Origin of the sequence: Escherichia sp. E14V7 (assembly GCF_004212225.1) — a bacterium.
Classification (GTDB): Bacteria; Pseudomonadota; Gammaproteobacteria; order Enterobacterales; family Enterobacteriaceae; genus Escherichia.
On sequence record NZ_RHJJ01000009.1, the window covers coordinates 12,871 to 32,632 of the forward strand.

Annotated in this window: 17 protein-coding genes; 15 read left to right on the forward strand and 2 right to left on the reverse strand. The window is 52.0% G+C overall.

Going from position 1 to position 19,762, the window contains the following annotated elements; translation table 11 throughout:
• Nucleotides 1–60: 60 nt before the first annotated feature.
• On the forward strand, nucleotides 61–2,082 hold the full coding sequence (gene rep / locus D9741_RS10765) for a DNA helicase Rep (RefSeq protein ID WP_001238867.1): 2,022 nt from the start codon (nucleotides 61–63) through the stop codon (nucleotides 2,080–2,082).
• Nucleotides 2,083–2,139: 57 nt separating this feature from the next.
• On the opposite strand, the gene gppA is transcribed toward rep, so the two are convergent.
• Nucleotides 2,140–3,624 (reverse strand): guanosine-5'-triphosphate,3'-diphosphate diphosphatase, encoded by a 1,485-nt coding sequence (gene gppA, locus D9741_RS10770; RefSeq protein WP_130219553.1) that lies wholly within the window; start codon nucleotides 3,622–3,624, stop codon nucleotides 2,140–2,142.
• 135 nt (nucleotides 3,625–3,759) lie between these two features.
• Nucleotides 3,760–5,025: an ATP-dependent RNA helicase RhlB gene (gene rhlB / locus D9741_RS10775; protein WP_130209386.1), complete on the reverse strand. Its 1,266-nt coding sequence runs from the start codon at nucleotides 5,023–5,025 to the stop codon at nucleotides 3,760–3,762.
• A gap of 130 nt (nucleotides 5,026–5,155) precedes the next feature.
• On the opposite strand from rhlB, the gene trxA reads away from it, so the two are divergent.
• From trxA to D9741_RS10845, 14 genes are all read left to right on the forward strand, one after another.
• The gene (trxA, locus tag D9741_RS10780) at nucleotides 5,156–5,485 is read left to right on the forward strand and encodes a thioredoxin TrxA (protein WP_064530526.1); all 330 of its coding nucleotides are present in this window, start codon (nucleotides 5,156–5,158) and stop codon (nucleotides 5,483–5,485) included.
• Between the two features lie 139 nt (nucleotides 5,486–5,624).
• The gene (gene rhoL, locus D9741_RS10785) at nucleotides 5,625–5,723 is read left to right on the forward strand and encodes a rho operon leader peptide RhoL (protein ID WP_032145636.1); all 99 of its coding nucleotides are present in this window, start codon (nucleotides 5,625–5,627) and stop codon (nucleotides 5,721–5,723) included.
• An 87-nt stretch (nucleotides 5,724–5,810) separates the two neighbouring features.
• Complete coding sequence (gene rho, locus D9741_RS10790) at nucleotides 5,811–7,070, forward strand: transcription termination factor Rho (RefSeq protein ID WP_001054527.1); 1,260 nt, start codon at nucleotides 5,811–5,813, stop codon at nucleotides 7,068–7,070.
• 238 nt (nucleotides 7,071–7,308) lie between these two features.
• Nucleotides 7,309–8,412: a UDP-N-acetylglucosamine--undecaprenyl-phosphate N-acetylglucosaminephosphotransferase gene (gene wecA, locus D9741_RS10795; RefSeq protein WP_130219551.1), complete on the forward strand. Its 1,104-nt coding sequence runs from the start codon at nucleotides 7,309–7,311 to the stop codon at nucleotides 8,410–8,412.
• Nucleotides 8,413–8,424: 12 nt separating this feature from the next.
• On the forward strand, nucleotides 8,425–9,471 hold the full coding sequence (wzzE, locus tag D9741_RS10800; protein ID WP_130219549.1) for an ECA polysaccharide chain length modulation protein: 1,047 nt from the start codon (nucleotides 8,425–8,427) through the stop codon (nucleotides 9,469–9,471).
• Between the two features lie 55 nt (nucleotides 9,472–9,526).
• Nucleotides 9,527–10,657, forward strand: a complete 1,131-nt coding sequence (gene wecB, locus D9741_RS10805) for a UDP-N-acetylglucosamine 2-epimerase (non-hydrolyzing) (protein ID WP_064530529.1) — start codon at nucleotides 9,527–9,529, stop codon at nucleotides 10,655–10,657.
• Complete coding sequence (wecC, locus tag D9741_RS10810) at nucleotides 10,654–11,916, forward strand: UDP-N-acetyl-D-mannosamine dehydrogenase (protein WP_130219547.1); 1,263 nt, start codon at nucleotides 10,654–10,656, stop codon at nucleotides 11,914–11,916. Before wecB ends, wecC begins: the two co-directional genes overlap by 4 nt.
• A gap of 40 nt (nucleotides 11,917–11,956) precedes the next feature.
• Entirely contained in the window at nucleotides 11,957–12,631 is a 675-nt protein-coding gene (rffC, locus tag D9741_RS10815; RefSeq protein WP_130219544.1) for a dTDP-4-amino-4,6-dideoxy-D-galactose acyltransferase, read from the forward strand.
• Nucleotides 12,632–12,635: 4 nt separating this feature from the next.
• Nucleotides 12,636–13,766 (forward strand): dTDP-4-amino-4,6-dideoxygalactose transaminase, encoded by a 1,131-nt coding sequence (gene rffA / locus D9741_RS10820; RefSeq protein WP_130219542.1) that lies wholly within the window; start codon nucleotides 12,636–12,638, stop codon nucleotides 13,764–13,766.
• 1 nt (nucleotide 13,767) lies between these two features.
• Nucleotides 13,768–15,018: a lipid III flippase WzxE gene (gene wzxE, locus D9741_RS10825; RefSeq protein WP_130219540.1), complete on the forward strand. Its 1,251-nt coding sequence runs from the start codon at nucleotides 13,768–13,770 to the stop codon at nucleotides 15,016–15,018.
• Nucleotides 15,015–16,094: a TDP-N-acetylfucosamine:lipid II N-acetylfucosaminyltransferase gene (gene rffT, locus D9741_RS10830; RefSeq protein WP_130219538.1), complete on the forward strand. Its 1,080-nt coding sequence runs from the start codon at nucleotides 15,015–15,017 to the stop codon at nucleotides 16,092–16,094. The genes wzxE and rffT overlap by 4 nt, the downstream gene beginning before the upstream one ends.
• Entirely contained in the window at nucleotides 16,091–17,443 is a 1,353-nt protein-coding gene (wzyE, locus tag D9741_RS10835; protein WP_130219536.1) for an ECA oligosaccharide polymerase, read from the forward strand. Before rffT ends, wzyE begins: the two co-directional genes overlap by 4 nt.
• A 2-nt stretch (nucleotides 17,444–17,445) precedes the next feature.
• Nucleotides 17,446–18,186, forward strand: coding sequence for a lipopolysaccharide N-acetylmannosaminouronosyltransferase (wecG, locus tag D9741_RS10840; RefSeq protein ID WP_130219534.1), 741 nt, complete (start codon nucleotides 17,446–17,448; stop codon nucleotides 18,184–18,186).
• Nucleotides 18,187–18,376: 190 nt separating this feature from the next.
• Entirely contained in the window at nucleotides 18,377–19,762 is a 1,386-nt protein-coding gene (locus D9741_RS10845; RefSeq protein WP_130219532.1) for an amino acid permease, read from the forward strand.

Below are 19,762 nucleotides of genomic sequence, written 5' to 3' on the forward strand. Positions count from 1 at the left end.
GGCTGGCTATACTACCACGCTGTTATTTTCCCCTCCCGACTTTCATTGAGCGATTTTCCTATGCGTCTAAACCCCGGCCAACAACAAGCTGTCGAATTCGTTACCGGCCCTTGCCTGGTGCTGGCGGGCGCGGGTTCCGGTAAAACTCGTGTTATCACCAATAAAATCGCCCATCTGATCCGCGGTTGCGGTTATCAGGCGCGACATATCGCGGCGGTGACCTTTACCAATAAGGCGGCGCGCGAGATGAAAGAGCGTGTCGGGCAGACGCTGGGGCGTAAAGAGGCGCGCGGGCTGATGATCTCCACCTTCCACACGCTGGGGCTGGATATCATCAAACGCGAGTATGCAGCATTGGGGATGAAGGCGAACTTCTCGTTGTTTGACGATACCGATCAGCTTGCTTTGCTTAAAGAGTTGACCGAAGGGCTGATCGAAGATGACAAAGTTCTCTTGCAACAGCTAATTTCGACCATCTCCAACTGGAAGAACGATCTCAAAACACCGGCGCAGGCGGCGGCAGAGGCAAAGGGCGAGCGGGATCGAATTTTTGCCCATTGTTATGGACTGTATGATGCGCACCTGAAAGCGTGCAATGTTCTCGACTTCGACGATCTGATTTTATTGCCGACGCTACTTCTGCAACGCAATGAAGAAGTACGTGAGCGCTGGCAGAACAAAATTCGCTACCTGCTGGTGGATGAGTATCAGGACACCAACACCAGCCAGTATGAACTGGTGAAACTGCTGGTGGGCAGCCGCGCGCGCTTTACCGTGGTGGGTGATGATGACCAGTCGATCTACTCCTGGCGCGGCGCACGTCCGCAAAATCTGGTGCTGTTAAGCCAGGATTTTCCGGCGTTGAAGGTGATTAAACTCGAGCAGAACTACCGCTCTTCCGGGCGTATTCTGAAAGCGGCGAATATTCTGATCGCCAATAACCCGCACGTCTTTGAAAAGCGTCTGTTCTCCGAACTGGGCTACGGCGCGGAGCTAAAAGTTTTAAGCGCGAATAATGAAGAACATGAAGCCGAGCGCGTCACCGGTGAACTGATTGCGCATCACTTCGTCAATAAAACGCAGTACAAAGATTACGCCATTCTCTATCGCGGCAACCATCAGTCGCGGGTGTTTGAAAAATTCCTGATGCAAAACCGCATCCCGTACAAAATATCTGGTGGTACGTCGTTTTTCTCTCGTCCTGAAATCAAGGATTTGCTGGCTTATCTGCGCGTGCTGACTAACCCGGACGATGACAGCGCATTTCTGCGTATCGTCAACACGCCGAAGCGAGAGATTGGCCCGGCGACGCTGAAAAAGCTGGGTGAGTGGGCGATGACGCGCAATAAAAGCATGTTTACCGCCAGCTTTGATATGGGCCTGAGTCAGACGCTTAGCGGACGTGGTTATGAAGCATTGACCCGCTTCACTCACTGGTTGGCAGAAATCCAGCGTCTGGCGGAGCGGGAGCCGATTGCCGCGGTGCGTGATCTGATCCACGGCATGGATTATGAATCCTGGCTGTACGAAACATCGCCCAGCCCGAAAGCCGCCGAAATGCGCATGAAGAACGTTAACCAGTTATTTAGCTGGATGACGGAGATGCTGGAAGGCAGCGAACTGGATGAGCCGATGACGTTAACCCAGGTGGTGACGCGCTTTACTCTGCGCGACATGATGGAGCGGGGGGAAAGCGAGGAAGAGCTGGATCAGGTGCAACTGATGACTCTGCACGCGTCGAAAGGGCTGGAGTTTCCCTATGTCTACATGGTCGGTATGGAAGAAGGATTTTTGCCGCACCAGAGCAGCATCGATGAAGACAATATCGATGAGGAGCGGCGGCTGGCCTATGTCGGCATCACCCGCGCCCAGAAGGAATTGACCTTTACGCTGTGTAAAGAACGCCGTCAGTACGGCGAACTGGTGCGCCCGGAGCCGAGCCGCTTTTTGCTGGAGCTGCCGCAGGATGATCTGATTTGGGAACAAGAGCGTAAAGTGGTCAGCGCCGAAGAACGGATGCAGAAAGGGCAAAGCCATCTGGCGAATCTGAAAGCGATGATGGCGGCAAAACGAGGGAAATAATCACTCCCCGGGGAAGCCGGAAAAGATGCGTCAGTATCGCATCCAGCACCTTGCACGTTAATGCACTTCCAGCGGCCAGTGGACATAGCTCTGCCACTGGCTTTCCTGATCGATAACCTCTGTACCCAGCGGATGCTGGGTCAGCCAACCTTGTGGCAGCGTTAAGGTCAACTGCTCATGATCGGCCTGTAATTTAATATCTGGTACTAAATCATCACGACGACGGCTGGCAAAAATGATGGCGAGGCGCAGTAAACGACAGAGTTGTTCTGCGACGCGCGGCGGTACGGCATTTTGCTGATGCAGCGATGAGAGATCGACCGGATTCGTCTGGTTGAGTAATAACGTCGCCAGCAGCTTTTTCTGCGCGGGGGTAAAACCAGGAAGATCCAGGTTACGCACCAGATAAGCGGCATGTTGCGGCGCTTGTTTGAAGTCAACGCTAAGGCCAATTTCATGAAGCTGACAGGCGCTGATCAGTAAATCGCGGCTAATCGCTTCAAGATGCCAGGTATTTTCGACCTGATCGAACAAGTTAGCGGCAAGTTTAGCCACACGCTGTGCTTGATCGGTATCAATCATAAAGCGACGTTGAATATTACGCAGTGTTCGGCTGCGAATATCCTGCTCGACCGCCAGATGTAACATGCCGTAAACCAGGCCTTCACGCAGTGCGCCGCCGGCCAGCGTCATACACTGGATATTCAGCTCGGTAAAAATGGCTATCAGGATCGCCAGACCACTTGGGAATACTAACGCGCGTTCCAGCGTCAGCCCTTCGATTTCCAGCTCTTCCAGCCTGCCACAGTGAATAGCGCGCTGTTTCAGTTGCTGCAATTTCGCCAGGGTAATGCGTTCATCCATACCCTGCGCCATCATGATTTCCTGCAAAGCCTGCACGGTGCCGGAAGCACCAACGCACACCTTCCAGCCGTGATACCGTAATTCATCGGCAACAGGACGTAGCACTTCGCGCGCGGCTTGTTCGGCTGCGACAAAGTTTTCTTGCCCCAGATTACGATCGGAAAAATAGCGCTCAAGCCAGGTAACGCAGCCCATAGACAGGCTGAACAAGGACGTCGTTTGTGCGCCAGTGCCGGTTACCAGTTCAGTACTGGCGCCGCCGATATCTACCACCAGGCGCTGATCTGCACCGCCAGTGGTGTGAGCAACGCCCTGATAAATCAGGCGTGCTTCCTCTTCACCGCTAATGACCTGTACCGGACAGCCAAGGATTTCCTGCGCTTTTGCGATGAAATCACCAGCATTGACGGCAAGACGTAACGTCGCCGTGGCGACAACGCGAATTTGCGAGGGAGGGATATCTTGCAAACGTTCAGCAAACAGACGCAGGCATTGCCAGCCGCGCTCCATTGCTTCATTAGACAGGGCATTTTCGCTGTTCAGGCCAGCAGCCAGACGCACTTTGCGTTTAATTCGCGTCAGCGTCTGGATACTGCCAGCCACCTCGCGCACAACCAGCATATGAAAACTATTCGAACCGAGATCAATAGCGGCATAAAGCGACGAGGTGGAACCCATACTCTTCATCCTTCAATCTGTCTCTGCGTTGGCTGCGTTCTTTCACCCGAATCACTTACTACAGTAAGCTCGTCGGGATTCATTCTCTTGCCATCTTGATACAGTTTGAATGATTTTGAGTATGACATTTTTTATTTAACCTGAACGACGACGATTACGCGGAGCGCCAGTACGACGCGGACCATTGCCTGTACGTGGGCGCGTGAGGCGCAGCGGTTTTGGCAGATCGGTCATCAATGCGTCCGGATTGTATTTGCTTACCGGAATTGAGTGACCAATATAGGTCTCAATAGCAGGCAAATTCAATGCATACTCTTCACATGCCAGGCTGATGGAATGACCACTTGCGCCAGCGCGACCTGTACGACCAATACGGTGAACGTAATCTTCACAGTCATCGGGTAAATCGTAGTTAAAGACGTGCGTCACAGCCGGGATATGCAGGCCACGCGCGGCAACATCGGTGGCAACCAGAATATCCAAATCACCACGGGTAAATTCATCAAGAATACGCAGACGTTTTTTCTGCGCTACATCACCCGTTAACAGGCCAACACGATGACCATCTGCCGCCAGGTGACCCCAGATCTCTTCACAACGATGTTTGGTGTTGGCGAAAATAATCGCTCTGTCTGGCCACTCTTCTTCGATCAGCGTTTGCAATAAACGCATCTTTTCTTCGTTAGAAGGGTAGAAAAGTTCTTCTTTAATGCGGTGGCCCGTTTTCTGTTCCGGTTCCACTTCAATATATTCGGCATTGTTCATCTGCTCGAACGCCAGTTCACGTACCCGGTACGAAAGCGTGGCGGAGAACAACATGTTGAGACGCTGGTTTGCAGGCGGCATACGGCGGAACAGCCAGCGGATATCTTTAATAAAGCCCAGATCGTACATACGATCGGCTTCGTCCAGCACCACTACCTGAATGGCGCCGAGGTTGATGTGGTTCTGTTTGGCGTAGTCGATCAAACGACCCGTGGTGCCAATCAAAATGTCAACGCCGCTTTCCAGCACTTTCAGCTGTTTGTCGTAGCCGTCGCCACCGTAAGCCAGACCCAATTTCAGGCCAGTAGCTTGCGCCAGTGGTTCCGCATCGGCGTGGATCTGCACGGCAAGTTCACGCGTCGGTGCCATAATTAAGGCACGCGGTTGATTCACCTTGCGATCGGCAATCGCGGGATGAGAGAGAAGATAATGAAACGTTGACGTAAGAAACGCCATCGTTTTTCCGGTACCGGTTTGCGCCTGCCCGGCTACGTCACGACCCACCAGCGTTAGTGGAAGGGCCAGTGCCTGAATGGGCGTACAGTTATGAAACCCTTTTTTTTCAAGGGCTTCTACAACTTTCGGATGCAGGGCGAAGTCGGAAAACTTCTGTTCTGTTAAATGTGTTTTGCTCATAGTGTGGTAGAATATCAGCTTACTATTGCTTTACGAAAGCGTATCCGGTGAAATAAAGTCAACCTTTAGTTGGTTAATGTTACACCAACAACGAAACCAACACGCCAGGCTTATTCCTGTGGAGTTATATATGAGCGATAAAATTATTCACCTGACTGACGACAGTTTTGACACGGATGTACTCAAAGCGGACGGGGCGATCCTCGTTGATTTCTGGGCAGAGTGGTGCGGTCCGTGCAAAATGATCGCCCCGATTCTGGATGAAATCGCTGACGAATATCAGGGCAAACTGACTGTTGCAAAACTGAACATCGATCAAAACCCTGGCACTGCGCCGAAATATGGCATCCGTGGTATCCCGACTCTGCTGCTGTTCAAAAACGGCGAATTGGCCGCAACCAAAGTGGGCGCACTGTCTAAAGGTCAGTTGAAAGAGTTCCTCGACGCTAACCTGGCGTAAGGGAATTTCATGTTCGGGTGCCCCGTCGCTAAAAACTGGACGCCCGGCGTGAGTCATGCTAACTTAATGTTGACTTCGTATTAAACATACCTTATTAAGTTTGAATCTTGTAATATCCAACGCTTCCTGTTTTTCTTAAATGCGAAGTGAACAGATTTCTGGCTCGTCACTCAATCCGTCTTGTCGTTTCAGTTCTGCGTACTCTCCTGTGACCAGACAGCGAAAAGACATGAGTTGATGACCGTAAACAGGCATGGATGATCCTGCCATACCATTCACAACATTAAGTTCGAGATTTACCCCAAGTTTAAGAACTCACACCACTATGAATCTTACCGAATTAAAGAATACGCCGGTTTCTGAGCTGATCACTCTCGGCGAAAATATGGGGCTGGAAAACCTGGCTCGTATGCGTAAGCAGGACATTATTTTTGCCATCCTGAAGCAGCACGCAAAGAGTGGCGAAGATATCTTTGGTGATGGCGTACTGGAGATATTGCAGGATGGATTTGGTTTCCTCCGTTCCGCAGACAGCTCCTACCTCGCCGGCCCTGATGACATCTACGTTTCTCCTAGCCAAATCCGCCGTTTCAACCTCCGCACTGGTGATACCATCTCTGGTAAGATTCGCCCGCCGAAAGAAGGTGAACGCTATTTTGCGCTGCTGAAGGTTAACGAAGTTAACTTCGACAAACCAGAAAACGCCCGTAACAAAATCCTCTTTGAGAACTTAACGCCGCTGCACGCAAATTCTCGTCTGCGTATGGAACGTGGTAACGGTTCTACCGAAGATTTAACCGCACGCGTACTGGATCTGGCATCGCCTATCGGTCGTGGGCAACGTGGTCTGATTGTGGCACCGCCAAAAGCGGGTAAAACCATGCTGCTGCAGAACATTGCTCAGAGCATCGCTTACAACCATCCAGACTGCGTACTGATGGTTCTGCTGATTGACGAACGCCCGGAAGAAGTGACCGAGATGCAGCGTCTGGTTAAAGGTGAAGTTGTTGCTTCTACCTTCGACGAACCAGCATCTCGCCACGTTCAGGTTGCGGAAATGGTGATCGAGAAGGCAAAACGCCTGGTTGAGCATAAGAAAGACGTTATTATTCTGCTCGACTCCATCACTCGTCTGGCTCGTGCCTACAACACCGTCGTACCGGCTTCCGGTAAAGTGTTGACCGGTGGTGTGGACGCCAACGCCCTGCATCGTCCGAAACGCTTCTTCGGTGCAGCACGTAATGTGGAAGAGGGCGGTAGCCTGACCATCATTGCAACGGCGCTAATCGATACCGGCTCCAAAATGGACGAAGTTATCTACGAAGAGTTTAAAGGTACAGGTAACATGGAACTGCACCTTTCTCGTAAAATCGCTGAAAAACGCGTCTTCCCGGCAATCGACTACAACCGTTCTGGTACTCGTAAAGAAGAGTTGCTTACCACTCAGGAAGAGCTGCAGAAAATGTGGATCCTGCGCAAAATCATTCACCCGATGGGCGAAATCGACGCAATGGAATTCCTCATTAATAAGCTTGCGATGACCAAGACCAATGATGATTTCTTCGAGATGATGAAACGCTCATAAGTTAGTGTTACAGCAAAACGCCACGTGTTTACGTGGCGTTTTGCTTTTATATCTGTAATCTTAGCGGTATACCTGTGATGGTGTGAAAATTCCTGGTTTTTGCGGGTGTTTTATGCGATTTACATATCAATTGGTTGATTTTTGCTCATTTCTGAGAGATTCAGAAAGTAGTTTCCCTTCTGAATAAAGGTCTTCGTGGGTATACTTCAGCTAATAATTTTCTCTGAGAGCATGCATTGTGAATTTACTGACAGTGAGTACTGATCTCATCAGTATTTTTTTATTCACGACACTGTTTCTGTTTTTTGCCCGCAAGGTGGCAAAAAAAGTCGGTTTAGTGGATAAACCTAACTTCCGCAAACGTCACCAGGGATTGATACCGCTCGTTGGGGGTATTTCGGTTTACGCAGGGATTTGCTTCACGTTCGGAATTGTCGATTACTATATTCCACATGCAGCTCTCTACCTGGCTTGTGCCGGTGTCCTTGTGTTCATCGGCGCGCTGGATGACCGTTTTGATATCAGCGTAAAAATCCGCGCTACCATACAAGCTATCATTGGCGTCGTTATGATGGTGTTCGGCAAACTTTATCTCAGTAGTTTGGGTTATATCTTTGGCTCCTGGGAGATGGTGCTCGGACCGTTTGGTTACTTTCTGACGCTGTTTGCTGTCTGGGCGGCGATTAATGCCTTCAACATGGTCGATGGTATTGATGGCTTGCTGGGCGGGTTATCCTGTGTCTCGTTTGCGGCAATCGGTATGATTTTGTGGTTCGACGGGCAAACCAGCCTCGCTATCTGGTGCTTTGCCATGATCGCCGCCATCCTGCCTTATATCATGCTAAACCTTGGTATTCTGGGGCGTCGCTACAAAGTCTTTATGGGCGATGCGGGTAGTACGTTGATTGGTTTTACTGTTATCTGGATCCTGTTGGAAACTACCCAGGGAGCCACACATCCAATCAGCCCGGTTACCGCCTTATGGATCATTGCTATCCCGCTGATGGACATGGTGGCGATTATGTATCGTCGTTTGCGTAAAGGCATGAGTCCATTCTCACCTGACCGACAGCACATTCATCATTTGATCATGCGCGCTGGATTTACTTCTCGTCAGGCGTTTGTGTTGATTACCCTTGCTGCAGCGCTACTCGCTTCTATTGGCGTACTGGCAGAATATTCTCATTTTGTCCCGGAATGGGTCATGCTGGTGCTCTTTTTGCTAGCATTCTTCCTCTATGGCTATTGCATTAAGCGTGCCTGGAAGGTTGCTCGCTTCATCAAACGCGTGAAACGTCGACTGCGCAGAAACCGTGATGGCAGCCCTAATTTAACCAAATAAAATGAGGATGTAATGACGCAACCAATGCCTGGGAAACCAGCCGAAGACGCTGAAAATGAACTGGATATTCGTGGGTTGTTTCGTACCTTGTGGGCTGGGAAGCTGTGGATTATTGGCATGGGGCTGGTGTTTGCCTTAATCGCGTTGGCGTATACTTTTTTTGCGCGTCAGGAGTGGAGTGCGACGGCGATTACCGATCGTCCAACCGTGAATATGCTGGGCGGGTACTACTCGCAGCAGCAATTTTTGCGTAACCTGGATGTTCGTTCAAATATGGCCCCTGCCGACCAACCATCGGTTATGGATGAAGCCTATAAAGAGTTTGTTATGCAACTGGCGTCGTGGGATACCCGCCGCGATTTCTGGTTGCAGACTGACTATTACAAACAGCGGATGGTCGGTAACAGTAAAGCCGATGCGGCTCTGCTGGATGAAATGATCAACAACATCCTGTTTATTCCTGGTGATTTCGCCCGCGCGGTCAATGACAGCGTTAAGCTGGTTGCCGAAACCGCCCCCGATGCTAATAACCTGCTTCGTCAATATGTTGCTTTTGCCAGCCAGCGTGCAGCCAGCCATCTGAATGATGAGCTGAAAGGCGCATGGGCGGCGCGCACTATTCAGATGAAAGCTCAGGTGAAGCGTCAGGAAGAAGTGGCTAAGTCCATCTACGACCGCCGGATGAACAGTATTGAACAGGCACTTAAAATCGCCGAGCAACACAATATTTCTCGCAGTGCGACAGACGTGCCAGCCGAGGAATTACCTGATTCAGAAATGTTCCTGTTGGGGCGCCCGATGCTCCAGGCGCGACTCGAAAATTTACAGGCTGTCGGCCCAGCCTTTGATCTCGACTATGATCAGAATCGGGCCATGTTAAACACCCTTAATGTTGGTCCAACCCTGGATCCGCGTTTTCAGACCTATCGCTATTTGCGTACACCGGAAGAACCGGTAAAACGCGATAGCCCACGTCGTGCCTTCCTGATGATTATGTGGGGCATTGTCGGGGGGCTGATCGGGGCTGGTGTCGCATTAACCCGCCGTTGCTCGAAATAGCAACACAGCTGTGGTGAGCGCAAAGGCGCTCGCCGCTTATTCGAAGAGAATCGATGTGAAAGTACTGACTGTATTTGGTACGCGCCCGGAAGCCATCAAGATGGCGCCGTTGGTGCATGCGTTGGCAAAAGATCCTTTTTTTGAGGCTAAAGTTTGCGTCACTGCGCAGCATCGGGAGATGCTCGATCAGGTGCTGAAACTCTTTTCCATTGTACCTGACTACGATCTCAACATAATGCAGCCAGGACAGGGCCTGACAGAGATAACCTGTCGGATTCTGGAAGGACTAAAACCTATTCTTGCCGAGTTCAAACCAGACGTTGTGCTGGTTCACGGTGATACTACCACCACATTGGCAACCAGCCTGGCAGCGTTTTATCAGCGAATTCCTGTTGGTCACGTTGAGGCCGGACTGCGCACGGGCGATCTCTATTCGCCGTGGCCGGAAGAGGCTAACCGTACATTGACCGGGCATCTGGCGATGTACCATTTCTCACCAACTGAAACTTCCCGGCAAAATTTGCTGCGTGAAAACGTCGCTGACAGCCGAATATTTATTACCGGTAATACAGTAATTGATGCGCTGCTGTGGGTGCGCGACCAGGTAATGAGCAGCGATACGCTGCGTTCAGAACTGGCGGCAAATTACCCGTTTATCGACCCCGATAAAAAGATGATTCTGGTGACCGGTCACAGGCGTGAGAGCTTTGGTCGTGGTTTTGAAGAAATCTGCCATGCGCTGGCTGAAATCGCTACCACTCATCAGGACATCCAGATTGTTTATCCGGTACACCTTAACCCGAATGTCAGAGAGCCGGTCAATCGCATTCTGGGGCATGTGAAAAATGTCATTTTGATTGATCCCCAGGAGTATTTACCGTTTGTCTGGTTGATGAACCACGCCTGGTTGATTTTGACTGACTCTGGCGGCATTCAGGAAGAAGCACCTTCTCTGGGTAAACCGGTGCTGGTGATGCGCGATACCACCGAACGCCCAGAAGCGGTGACCGCAGGTACGGTACGTCTGGTGGGGACGGATAAGCAACGGATCGTCGAGGAAGTGACGCGTCTTTTAGAAGACGAAGATGAATATCAAACTATGAGCCGCGCCCATAACCCGTATGGTGATGGTCAGGCATGCTCTCGCATTTTGGAAGCGTTAAAAAATAATCGGATATCACTATGAGTTTTGCGACCATTTCTGTTATCGGACTAGGTTATATCGGGCTGCCAACGGCGGCTGCGTTTGCCTCACGGCAAAAACAGGTGATTGGTGTTGATATCAACCAACAAGCGGTTGATACCATCAATCGTGGCGAAATCCATATCGTCGAACCTGATTTAGCGAGCGTGGTAAAAACTGCCGTAGAAGGTGGTTTTTTACGAGCGAGTACGACGCCGGTTGAGGCTGATGCCTGGCTGATTGCTGTCCCAACGCCATTTAAAGGCGATCATGAGCCGGATATGGCCTACGTCGAATCGGCTGCCCGCTCCATTGCGCCGGTGCTGAAAAAAGGCGCGTTGGTGATTCTTGAATCCACCTCGCCGGTGGGCTCAACCGAGAAGATGGCAGAATGGTTAGCAGAGATGCGTCCGGACCTGACTTTCCCGCAGCAGGTGGGTGAGCAGGCGGACGTCAATATTGCTTATTGCCCGGAACGCGTGTTGCCGGGCCAGGTGATGGTCGAGCTGATTAAAAACGATCGCGTCATTGGCGGCATGACGCCAGTTTGCTCGGCGCGCGCCAGCGAACTGTACAAAATTTTCCTCGAAGGTGAGTGTGTCGTCACTAACTCGCGGACGGCGGAAATGTGTAAGCTCACAGAAAACAGCTTCCGCGACGTGAATATTGCTTTTGCTAACGAACTGTCGCTGATTTGTGCCGAGCAAGGAATTAACGTCTGGGAACTGATTCGTCTGGCGAATCGCCATCCACGAGTCAATATTCTCCAGCCTGGTCCGGGCGTGGGCGGTCACTGTATCGCTGTTGATCCGTGGTTTATCGTGGCACAGAACCCGCAGCAGGCGCAGCTTATCCGTACCGCGCGCGAAGTGAACGATCACAAGCCTTTCTGGGTTATCGATCAGGTGAAAGCGGCGGTCGCTGATTGTCTGGCTGCCACTGATAAACGCGCCAGCGAGCTGAAAATTGCCTGCTTTGGTCTGGCGTTTAAACCGAATATAGATGATCTGCGCGAAAGCCCGGCGATGGAAATCGCTGAACTGATCGCCCAGTGGCACAGCGGCGAAACGCTGGTTGTTGAGCCTAATATTCACCAGTTGCCGAAAAAACTGACCGGGCTTTGTATGCTGGCGCAGCTTGACGAGGCGCTGGCGACGGCAGATGTGCTGGTGATGCTGGTAGATCACAGCCAGTTTAAAGCCATTAGCGGCGATGATGTACAGCAGCTGTATGTGGTGGATACCAAAGGAGTCTGGCGCTGATACTGATTACAGTAAAAGACTGTGTTGAGGGAGATAGAGAATGCCCGTCCGCGCCAGTATTGAACCACTAACCTGGGAAAACGCCTTCTTTGGCGTTAACAGCGCCATCGTGCGCATTAGTCCTGATGCACCGCTCCTGACACCAGACGTTTTGGCGCCGTGGTCACGGGTGCAGGCAAAAATTGCCGCATCCAATACCGATGAACTGGATGCTCTGCAACAGCTGGGATTCTCTCTGGTAGAAGGGGAAGTGGATTTGGCTCTCCCCGTGATCAACGTCAGTGAAAGCCATGCGGAAGTGGCTCAGGAATCAGATATTCCAGTACTACGCCAGTTAGCCCGTGAAGCATTCGCGCAAAGCCGTTTTCGTGCGCCGTGGTATGCGCCTGACGCCAGCGGCCGCTTTTATGCGCAGTGGATTGAAAATGCCGTGCGCGGCACCTTTGATCATCAATGCCTGGTTTTACGCGCGGCTTCCGGCGAGATTCGCGGCTATGTTTCTCTGCGAGAGTTGAATGCCACTGACGCGCGCATTGGTTTACTGGCAGGACGCGGAGCAGGTGCGCACCTGATGCAAGCAGCGCTAAACTGGGCGTATGCTCGCGGTAAAACAACTTTGCGGGTGGCGACCCAGATGGGCAACACCGCCGCGCTTAAACGATACATACAAAGTGGTGCGAATATAGAAAGCACCGCGTACTGGTTATACAGGTGATCACATGATTCCATTTAACGCACCGCCGGTGGTGGGAACCGAACTCGACTATATGCAGTCGGCAATGGGTAGCGGCAAACTGTGTGGCGATGGCGGTTTTACCCGTCGCTGCCAGCAGTGGCTGGAGCAACGTTTTGGCAGCGCCAAAGTGCTGCTGACGCCGTCCTGCACCGCTTCGCTGGAGATGGCGGCGTTGCTGCTCGATATCCAGCCTGGCGATGAAGTGATCATGCCGAGCTACACCTTTGTCTCCACCGCCAATGCCTTTGTGCTACGTGGAGCAAAAATCGTTTTTGTTGATGTTCGCCCGGACACCATGAACATCGACGAAACGCGGATTGAAGCGGCGATCACCGATAAAACGCGCGTTATCGTGCCGGTGCATTACGCGGGCGTGGCCTGTGAAATGGACACCATTATGGCGTTGGCGAAAAAGCATAACCTGTTTGTGGTGGAAGATGCCGCTCAGGGCGTGATGTCCACTTACAAAGGGCGCGCGCTGGGAACCATTGGCCATATTGGCTGCTTTAGCTTCCATGAAACCAAAAATTACACGGCGGGTGGTGAAGGCGGGGCGACGCTGATTAACGATAAAGCGTTGATTGAACGTGCCGAGATCATTCGCGAAAAAGGGACTAACCGCAGCCAGTTCTTCCGTGGTCAGGTTGATAAATATACCTGGCGCGATATCGGCTCCAGCTATTTGATGTCCGATCTGCAAGCTGCGTATCTGTGGGCGCAACTGGAAGCAGCCGAACGCATCAACCAGCAACGTCTGGCGCTGTGGCAAAACTACTACGATGCGTTAGCACCTCTGGCGAAAGCCGGGCGTATCGAGCTGCCGTCGATTCCGGATGACTGCGTGCAGAACGCGCATATGTTCTACATCAAGCTGCGGGATATTGATGACCGGAGCGCGTTGATTAGCTTCCTGAAGGAAGCGGAAATCATGGCGGTGTTCCATTACATTCCGCTGCACGCAAGCCCTGCGGGGGAACGCTTTGGTGAGTTTCATGGTGAAGATCGTTACACCACCAAAGAGAGCGAGCGCCTGCTGCGCCTGCCGCTGTTCTACAACCTGTCGTCCGTCAATCAGCGCACGGTAATTGCGACCTTGTTGAACTACTTCTCCTGATATGTCACTGGCAAAAGCGTCCTTGTGGACGGCGGCCAGTACACTGGTCAAGATTGGCGCTGGGTTACTGGTTGGTAAATTACTGGCGGTGTCATTTGGTCCGGCAGGACTAGGGCTGGCGGCAAATTTCCGCCAGTTGATTACCGTGCTCGGCGTGCTTGCCGGGGCGGGCATCTTTAATGGCGTAACCAAATACGTTGCCCAGTACCATGATAATCCGCAGCAGCTGCGCCGTGTGGTCGGCACTTCATCTGCGATGGTGCTTGGCTTCTCCACGCTGATGGCGCTGGTCTTTGTGCTGGCGGCTGAGCCAATCAGCCAGGGATTGTTTGGTAATACCGACTATCAGGGGCTGGTGCGTTTAGTGGCGCTGGTGCAAATGGGGATCGCCTGGGGCAACCTGTTGCTGGCGCTAATGAAAGGCTTTCGCGATGCCGCGGGTAATGCATTATCACTGATTGTCGGCAGCCTGATTGGCGTTATCGCTTATTATGTCAGTTACCGTTTTGGCGGTTATGAAGGCGCGTTGCTTGGTCTGGCGCTGATTCCCGCGCTGGTGGTAATGCCTGCCGCTGTCATGTTAATTAAGCGTGGCGCTGTCCCGTTAAGCTATCTGAAACCCAGTTGGGATAACGGTCTGGCAGGGCAGTTGAGCAAATTTACGCTCATGGCGTTGATTACGTCGGTGACCTTGCCCGTTGCGTACATCATGATGCGTAAACTGCTGGCGGCGCAGTATAGCTGGGATGAAGTGGGGATCTGGCAAGGGGTGAGCAGTATTTCCGACGCCTACCTGCAATTTATTACCGCATCGTTCAGTGTATATTTACTGCCCACGTTGTCGCGGCTAACGGAAAAACGCGATATCACCCGGGAAGTGGTGAAGTCGCTGAAATTTGTTTTACCGGCCGTGGCAGCAGCGAGTTTCACCGTCTGGCTACTGCGTGATTTTGCCATCTGGCTACTGTTGTCGAATAAATTTACCGCCATGCGGGATCTCTTTGCCTGGCAGTTGGTCGGCGATGTGTTGAAAGTGGGCGCCTATGTCTTTGGTTATCTGGTGATCGCCAAAGCGTCGCTGCGGTTTTATATTCTGGCGGAAGTCAGCCAGTTCACTTTATTGATGGTATTTGCCCACTGGTTGATCCCCGTGCATGGCGCCCTGGGCGCGGCGCAGGCCTACATGGCAACCTATATCGTCTATTTCTCTCTTTGTTGTGGCGTGTTTTTACTCTGGCGTAGGCGGGCATGACTGTACTGATTCACGTACTGGGATCGGATATCCCTCACCATAACCAAACCGTTCTGCGGTTTTTCAATGACGCGCTGGCCGCGACGAGCGAGCACGCGCGCGAGTTTATGGTTGCTGGCAAGGACGACGGCTTAAGTGATAGCTGTCCGGCGCTTTCTGTGCAATTTTTCCCTGGGAAAAAATCGCTGGCGGAAGCGGTCATCGCGAAAGCAAAAGCTAACCGTCAGCAGCGGTTTTTCTTCCACGGTCAGTTCAATCCAAAGCTGTGGCTGGCGCTGCTTAGTGGCGGAATCAAGCCCAGCCAGTTTTACTGGCATATCTGGGGGGCAGATCTGTATGAGCTTTCCAGTGGCTTGAGATATAAACTCTTTTATCCTCTGCGCCGACTGGCACAAAAGCGTGTGGGCTGTGTGTTTGCCACTCGGGGAGACTTGAGCTTTTTTGCCAAAACGCATCCAAAGGTGCGGGGCGAACTGATTTACTTCCCAACCCGGATGGACCCTTCTCTCAATACAATGGCGAACGATCGGCAACGTGAAGGGAAAATGACCATTTTAGTAGGGAACTCCGGCGATCGCAGCAATGAGCATATCGCCGCTTTGCGTGCTGTTCATCAGCAGTTTGGCGATACGGTAAAAGTGGTTGTACCGATGGGCTATCCGCCTAATAACGAAGCGTATATCGACGAAGTTCGTCAGGCGGGGCTCGAGTTATTCAGCGAAGAAAATCTGCAAGTGCTGAGCGAAAAACTGGAATTTGACGCCTATCTGGCGCTACTTCGCCAGTGCGATCTCGGCTACTTTATTTTTGCCCGCCAGCAGGGCATTGGTACGCTGTGCTTGCTGATTCAGGCGGGCATTCCTTGTGTGCTTAACCGGGAAAATCCGTTCTGGCAGGATATGACAGAACAGCATTTGCCGGTGCTGTTTACCACTGACGATCTCAATGAAGATATTGTGCGTGAAGCGCAGCGCCAGTTGGCGTCGGTGGATAAAAACAACATTGCCTTCTTTAGTCCGAACTATCTGCAAGGCTGGCAGCGGGCGCTGGCTATTGCCACCGGGGAGGTCGCATGAGCCTGCTGCAATTCAGCGGTCTTTTTGTTGTCTGGCTGCTCTGCACGCTGTTTATCGCCACGCTGACATGGTTTGAGTTTCGCCGCGTGCGCTTTAACTTCAATGTCTTCTTTTCATTGCTGTTTTTGCTGACCTTTTTCTTCGGCTTCCCGCTGACCAGCTTGCTGGTGTTTCGCTTTGATGTTGCCGTGGTGCCGCCAGAGATCTTGTTGCAGGCGTTACTTTCTGCGGGGGGATTTTACGCAGTTTACTACGTCACTTACAAAACACGTTTACGCAAACGCGTTGCCGATGCACCGCGCCGTCCAGTGTTTACCATGAACCGCGTAGAAACCAATCTCACGTGGGTGATTCTGATGGGCATCGCGCTGGTGAGCGTTGGCATCTTTTTCATGCATAACGGTTTTTTGCTGTTCCGGCTTAACTCCTACAGCCAGATCTTCTCCAGCGAAGTCTCCGGCGTGGCGTTAAAGCGTTTCTTTTACTTTTTCATCCCGGCAATGTTAGTGGTCTACTTTCTGCGCCAGGACAGCAAAGCGTGGTTGTTTTTCCTCGTCAGCACGGTTGCCTTCGGTTTGCTGACTTACATGATTGTCGGCGGCACTCGCGCCAATATCATTATCGCGTTTGCTATCTTCCTGTTTATCGGCATTATTCGCGGCTGGATTTCGTTGTGGATGCTGGCGGCGGCGGGCGTGCTGGGGATTGTTGGCATGTTCTGGCTGGCGCTAAAACGCTATGGAATGAGCGTCAGCGGCGATGAGGCGTTCTATACGTTTCTCTATCTCACCCGCGACACCTTCTCGCCGTGGGAGAATCTGGCGCTGCTGTTGCAGAACTATGACAACATCGACTTCCAGGGCCTGGCTCCAATTGTCCGCGATTTCTATGTCTTTATCCCTTCCTGGCTGTGGCCGGGGCGTCCGAGTATGGTGCTGAACTCCGCCAACTACTTTACTTGGGAAGTGCTGAATAACCACTCCGGGCTGGCGATCTCGCCTACGCTTATAGGCTCACTGGTTGTTATGGGCGGCGCGTTGTTCATCCCGCTCGGGGCGATTGTGGTTGGTCTGATCATCAAATGGTTCGACTGGTTGTATGAGCTGGGTAACCGCGAAACTAATCGCTATAAGGCTGCGATTCTCCACAGTTTCTGCTTCGGGGCGATCTTCAATATGATCGTGCTGGCGCGCGAAGGGTTGGATTCGTTTGTCTCGCGTGTCGTCTTTTTTATCGTGGTCTTCGGCGCAAGCCTGATGATTGCAAAACTGCTGTACTGGCTTTTTGATAGCGCCGGACTCGTTCATAAACGAATAAAATCATCGCTCCGGACGCAGGTTGAAGGATAACAATGAATAACAACACCACGGCACCGACCTATACGCTGCGTGGCTTACAGTTGATCGGTTGGCGTGATATGCAGCATGCCCTCGATTATCTGTTCGCTGACGGGCAGCTTAAGCAGGGAACGCTGGTTGCCATTAATGCCGAAAAAATGCTGACCATTGAAGATAACGCCGAGGTCAGGGAGTTAATTAACGCTGCCGAATTTAAATATGCCGATGGCATTAGCGTTGTGCGGTCGGTGCGTAAAAAGTACCCGCAGGCACAGGTTTCCCGCGTTGCCGGTGCCGATCTCTGGGAAGAAGTAATGGCGCGCGCTGGCAAGGAAGAGACGCCGGTATTTCTTGTGGGCGGTAAATCTGATGTGCTGGCGCAGACCGAAGCTAAACTGCGCGACCAGTGGAATGTGAATATCGTTGGCAGCCAGGACGGTTATTTCAAGCCTGAGCAGCGTCAGGCGCTGTTTGAGCGTATTCACGCCAGTGGTGCGCAAATCGTCACTGTCGCAATGGGGTCACCAAAGCAGGAGATCTTCATGCGCGACTGCCGCCTGGTGCACCCTAATGCGCTGTATATGGGCGTTGGCGGGACTTATGATGTTTTCACCGGTCACGTAAAACGCGCGCCGAAAATCTGGCAAACGCTGGGACTGGAGTGGCTTTATAGACTGCTTTCGCAGCCGAGTCGCATTAAGCGCCAGCTTCGTTTGCTGCGTTATTTACGCTGGCATTACACCGGCGATCTCTGATTTTCCTCTCTCTGTAAAGCGACGGAGTGGTCACTTCGTCGCCTGCCTGTCTTTTTATTACACAAAGCATTCAAATTTTTAATGCTTTATTTGCCATTTCTCCTGAATTACGAAAACATTCGCAACACTCGATGTACCCATAACGATAACCGGTAACACCGGAAAGCATGCAAACACAACACGAGGATTTATGGCAGATAACAAACCAGAGCTACAGCGTGGGCTGGAAGCTCGACATATCGAACTCATCGCCCTGGGGGGCACCATTGGCGTCGGCCTGTTTATGGGGGCCGCCAGTACCCTGAAATGGGCCGGGCCATCCGTATTGTTGGCCTATATCATCGCCGGGCTGTTCGTCTTTTTCATCATGCGTTCAATGGGCGAAATGTTGTTCCTCGAACCGGTTACCGGTTCGTTCGCCGTTTATGCGCATCGTTACATGAGCCCGTTCTTTGGCTATCTCACTGCCTGGTCTTACTGGTTTATGTGGATGGCGGTGGGGATCTCAGAAATCACCGCCATTGGCGTTTATGTTCAGTTCTGGTTCCCGGAGATGGCGCAGTGGATACCCGCATTGATCGCGGTGGCGCTGGTGGCACTGGCGAATCTGGCAGCGGTGCGGTTGTACGGTGAAATCGAGTTCTGGTTCGCGATGATCAAAGTCACCACGATTATCGTGATGATTGTCATTGGCCTGGGCGTGATTTTCTTTGGCTTTGGCAATGGTGGGCAGTCGATTGGTTTTAGCAATCTCACAGAGCATGGCGGTTTCTTTGCGGGTGGCTGGAAAGGGTTCCTGACCGCTCTGTGTATTGTGGTGGCGTCCTACCAGGGTGTGGAGCTGATTGGCATCACCGCTGGTGAAGCGAAGAATCCGCAGGTGACGCTGCGCAGTGCCGTAGGCAAGGTGCTGTGGCGAATCCTGATTTTCTACGTTGGCGCGATTTTCGTTATCGTCACCATCTTCCCGTGGAATGAAATAGGCAGCAACGGCAGCCCGTTCGTACTGACTTTTGCCAAAATCGGTATTACCGCAGCGGCGGGCATTATCAACTTTGTGGTGCTGACGGCTGCGCTCTCTGGCTGTAACAGCGGCATGTACAGTTGCGGACGTATGCTCTACGCGCTGGCGAAAAACCGTCAGTTACCGGCGGTGATGGCGAAAGTTTCCCGTCACGGTGTGCCGGTTGCAGGAGTGGCGGTATCCATTGTTATCCTGCTAATTGGCTCATGCCTAAACTATATCATCCCTAACCCACAGCGCGTGTTTGTCTACGTCTACAGTGCCAGCGTGCTTCCGGGCATGGTGCCGTGGTTTGTGATTTTGATAAGCCAGCTGCGTTTTCGTCGTGCACACAAAGCGGCGATTGCCAGCCATCCGTTCCGCTCAATCCTGTTCCCGTGGGCCAACTACGTAACAATGGCATTCCTGATTTGCGTTTTGATCGGTATGTACTTTAATGAAGATACCCGTATGTCGCTGTTTGTCGGCATCATCTTCATGCTGGCGGCGACGGCGATTTATAAAGTTTTTGGCCTTAATCGCCACGGTAAAGCGCATAAACTGGAGAAATAA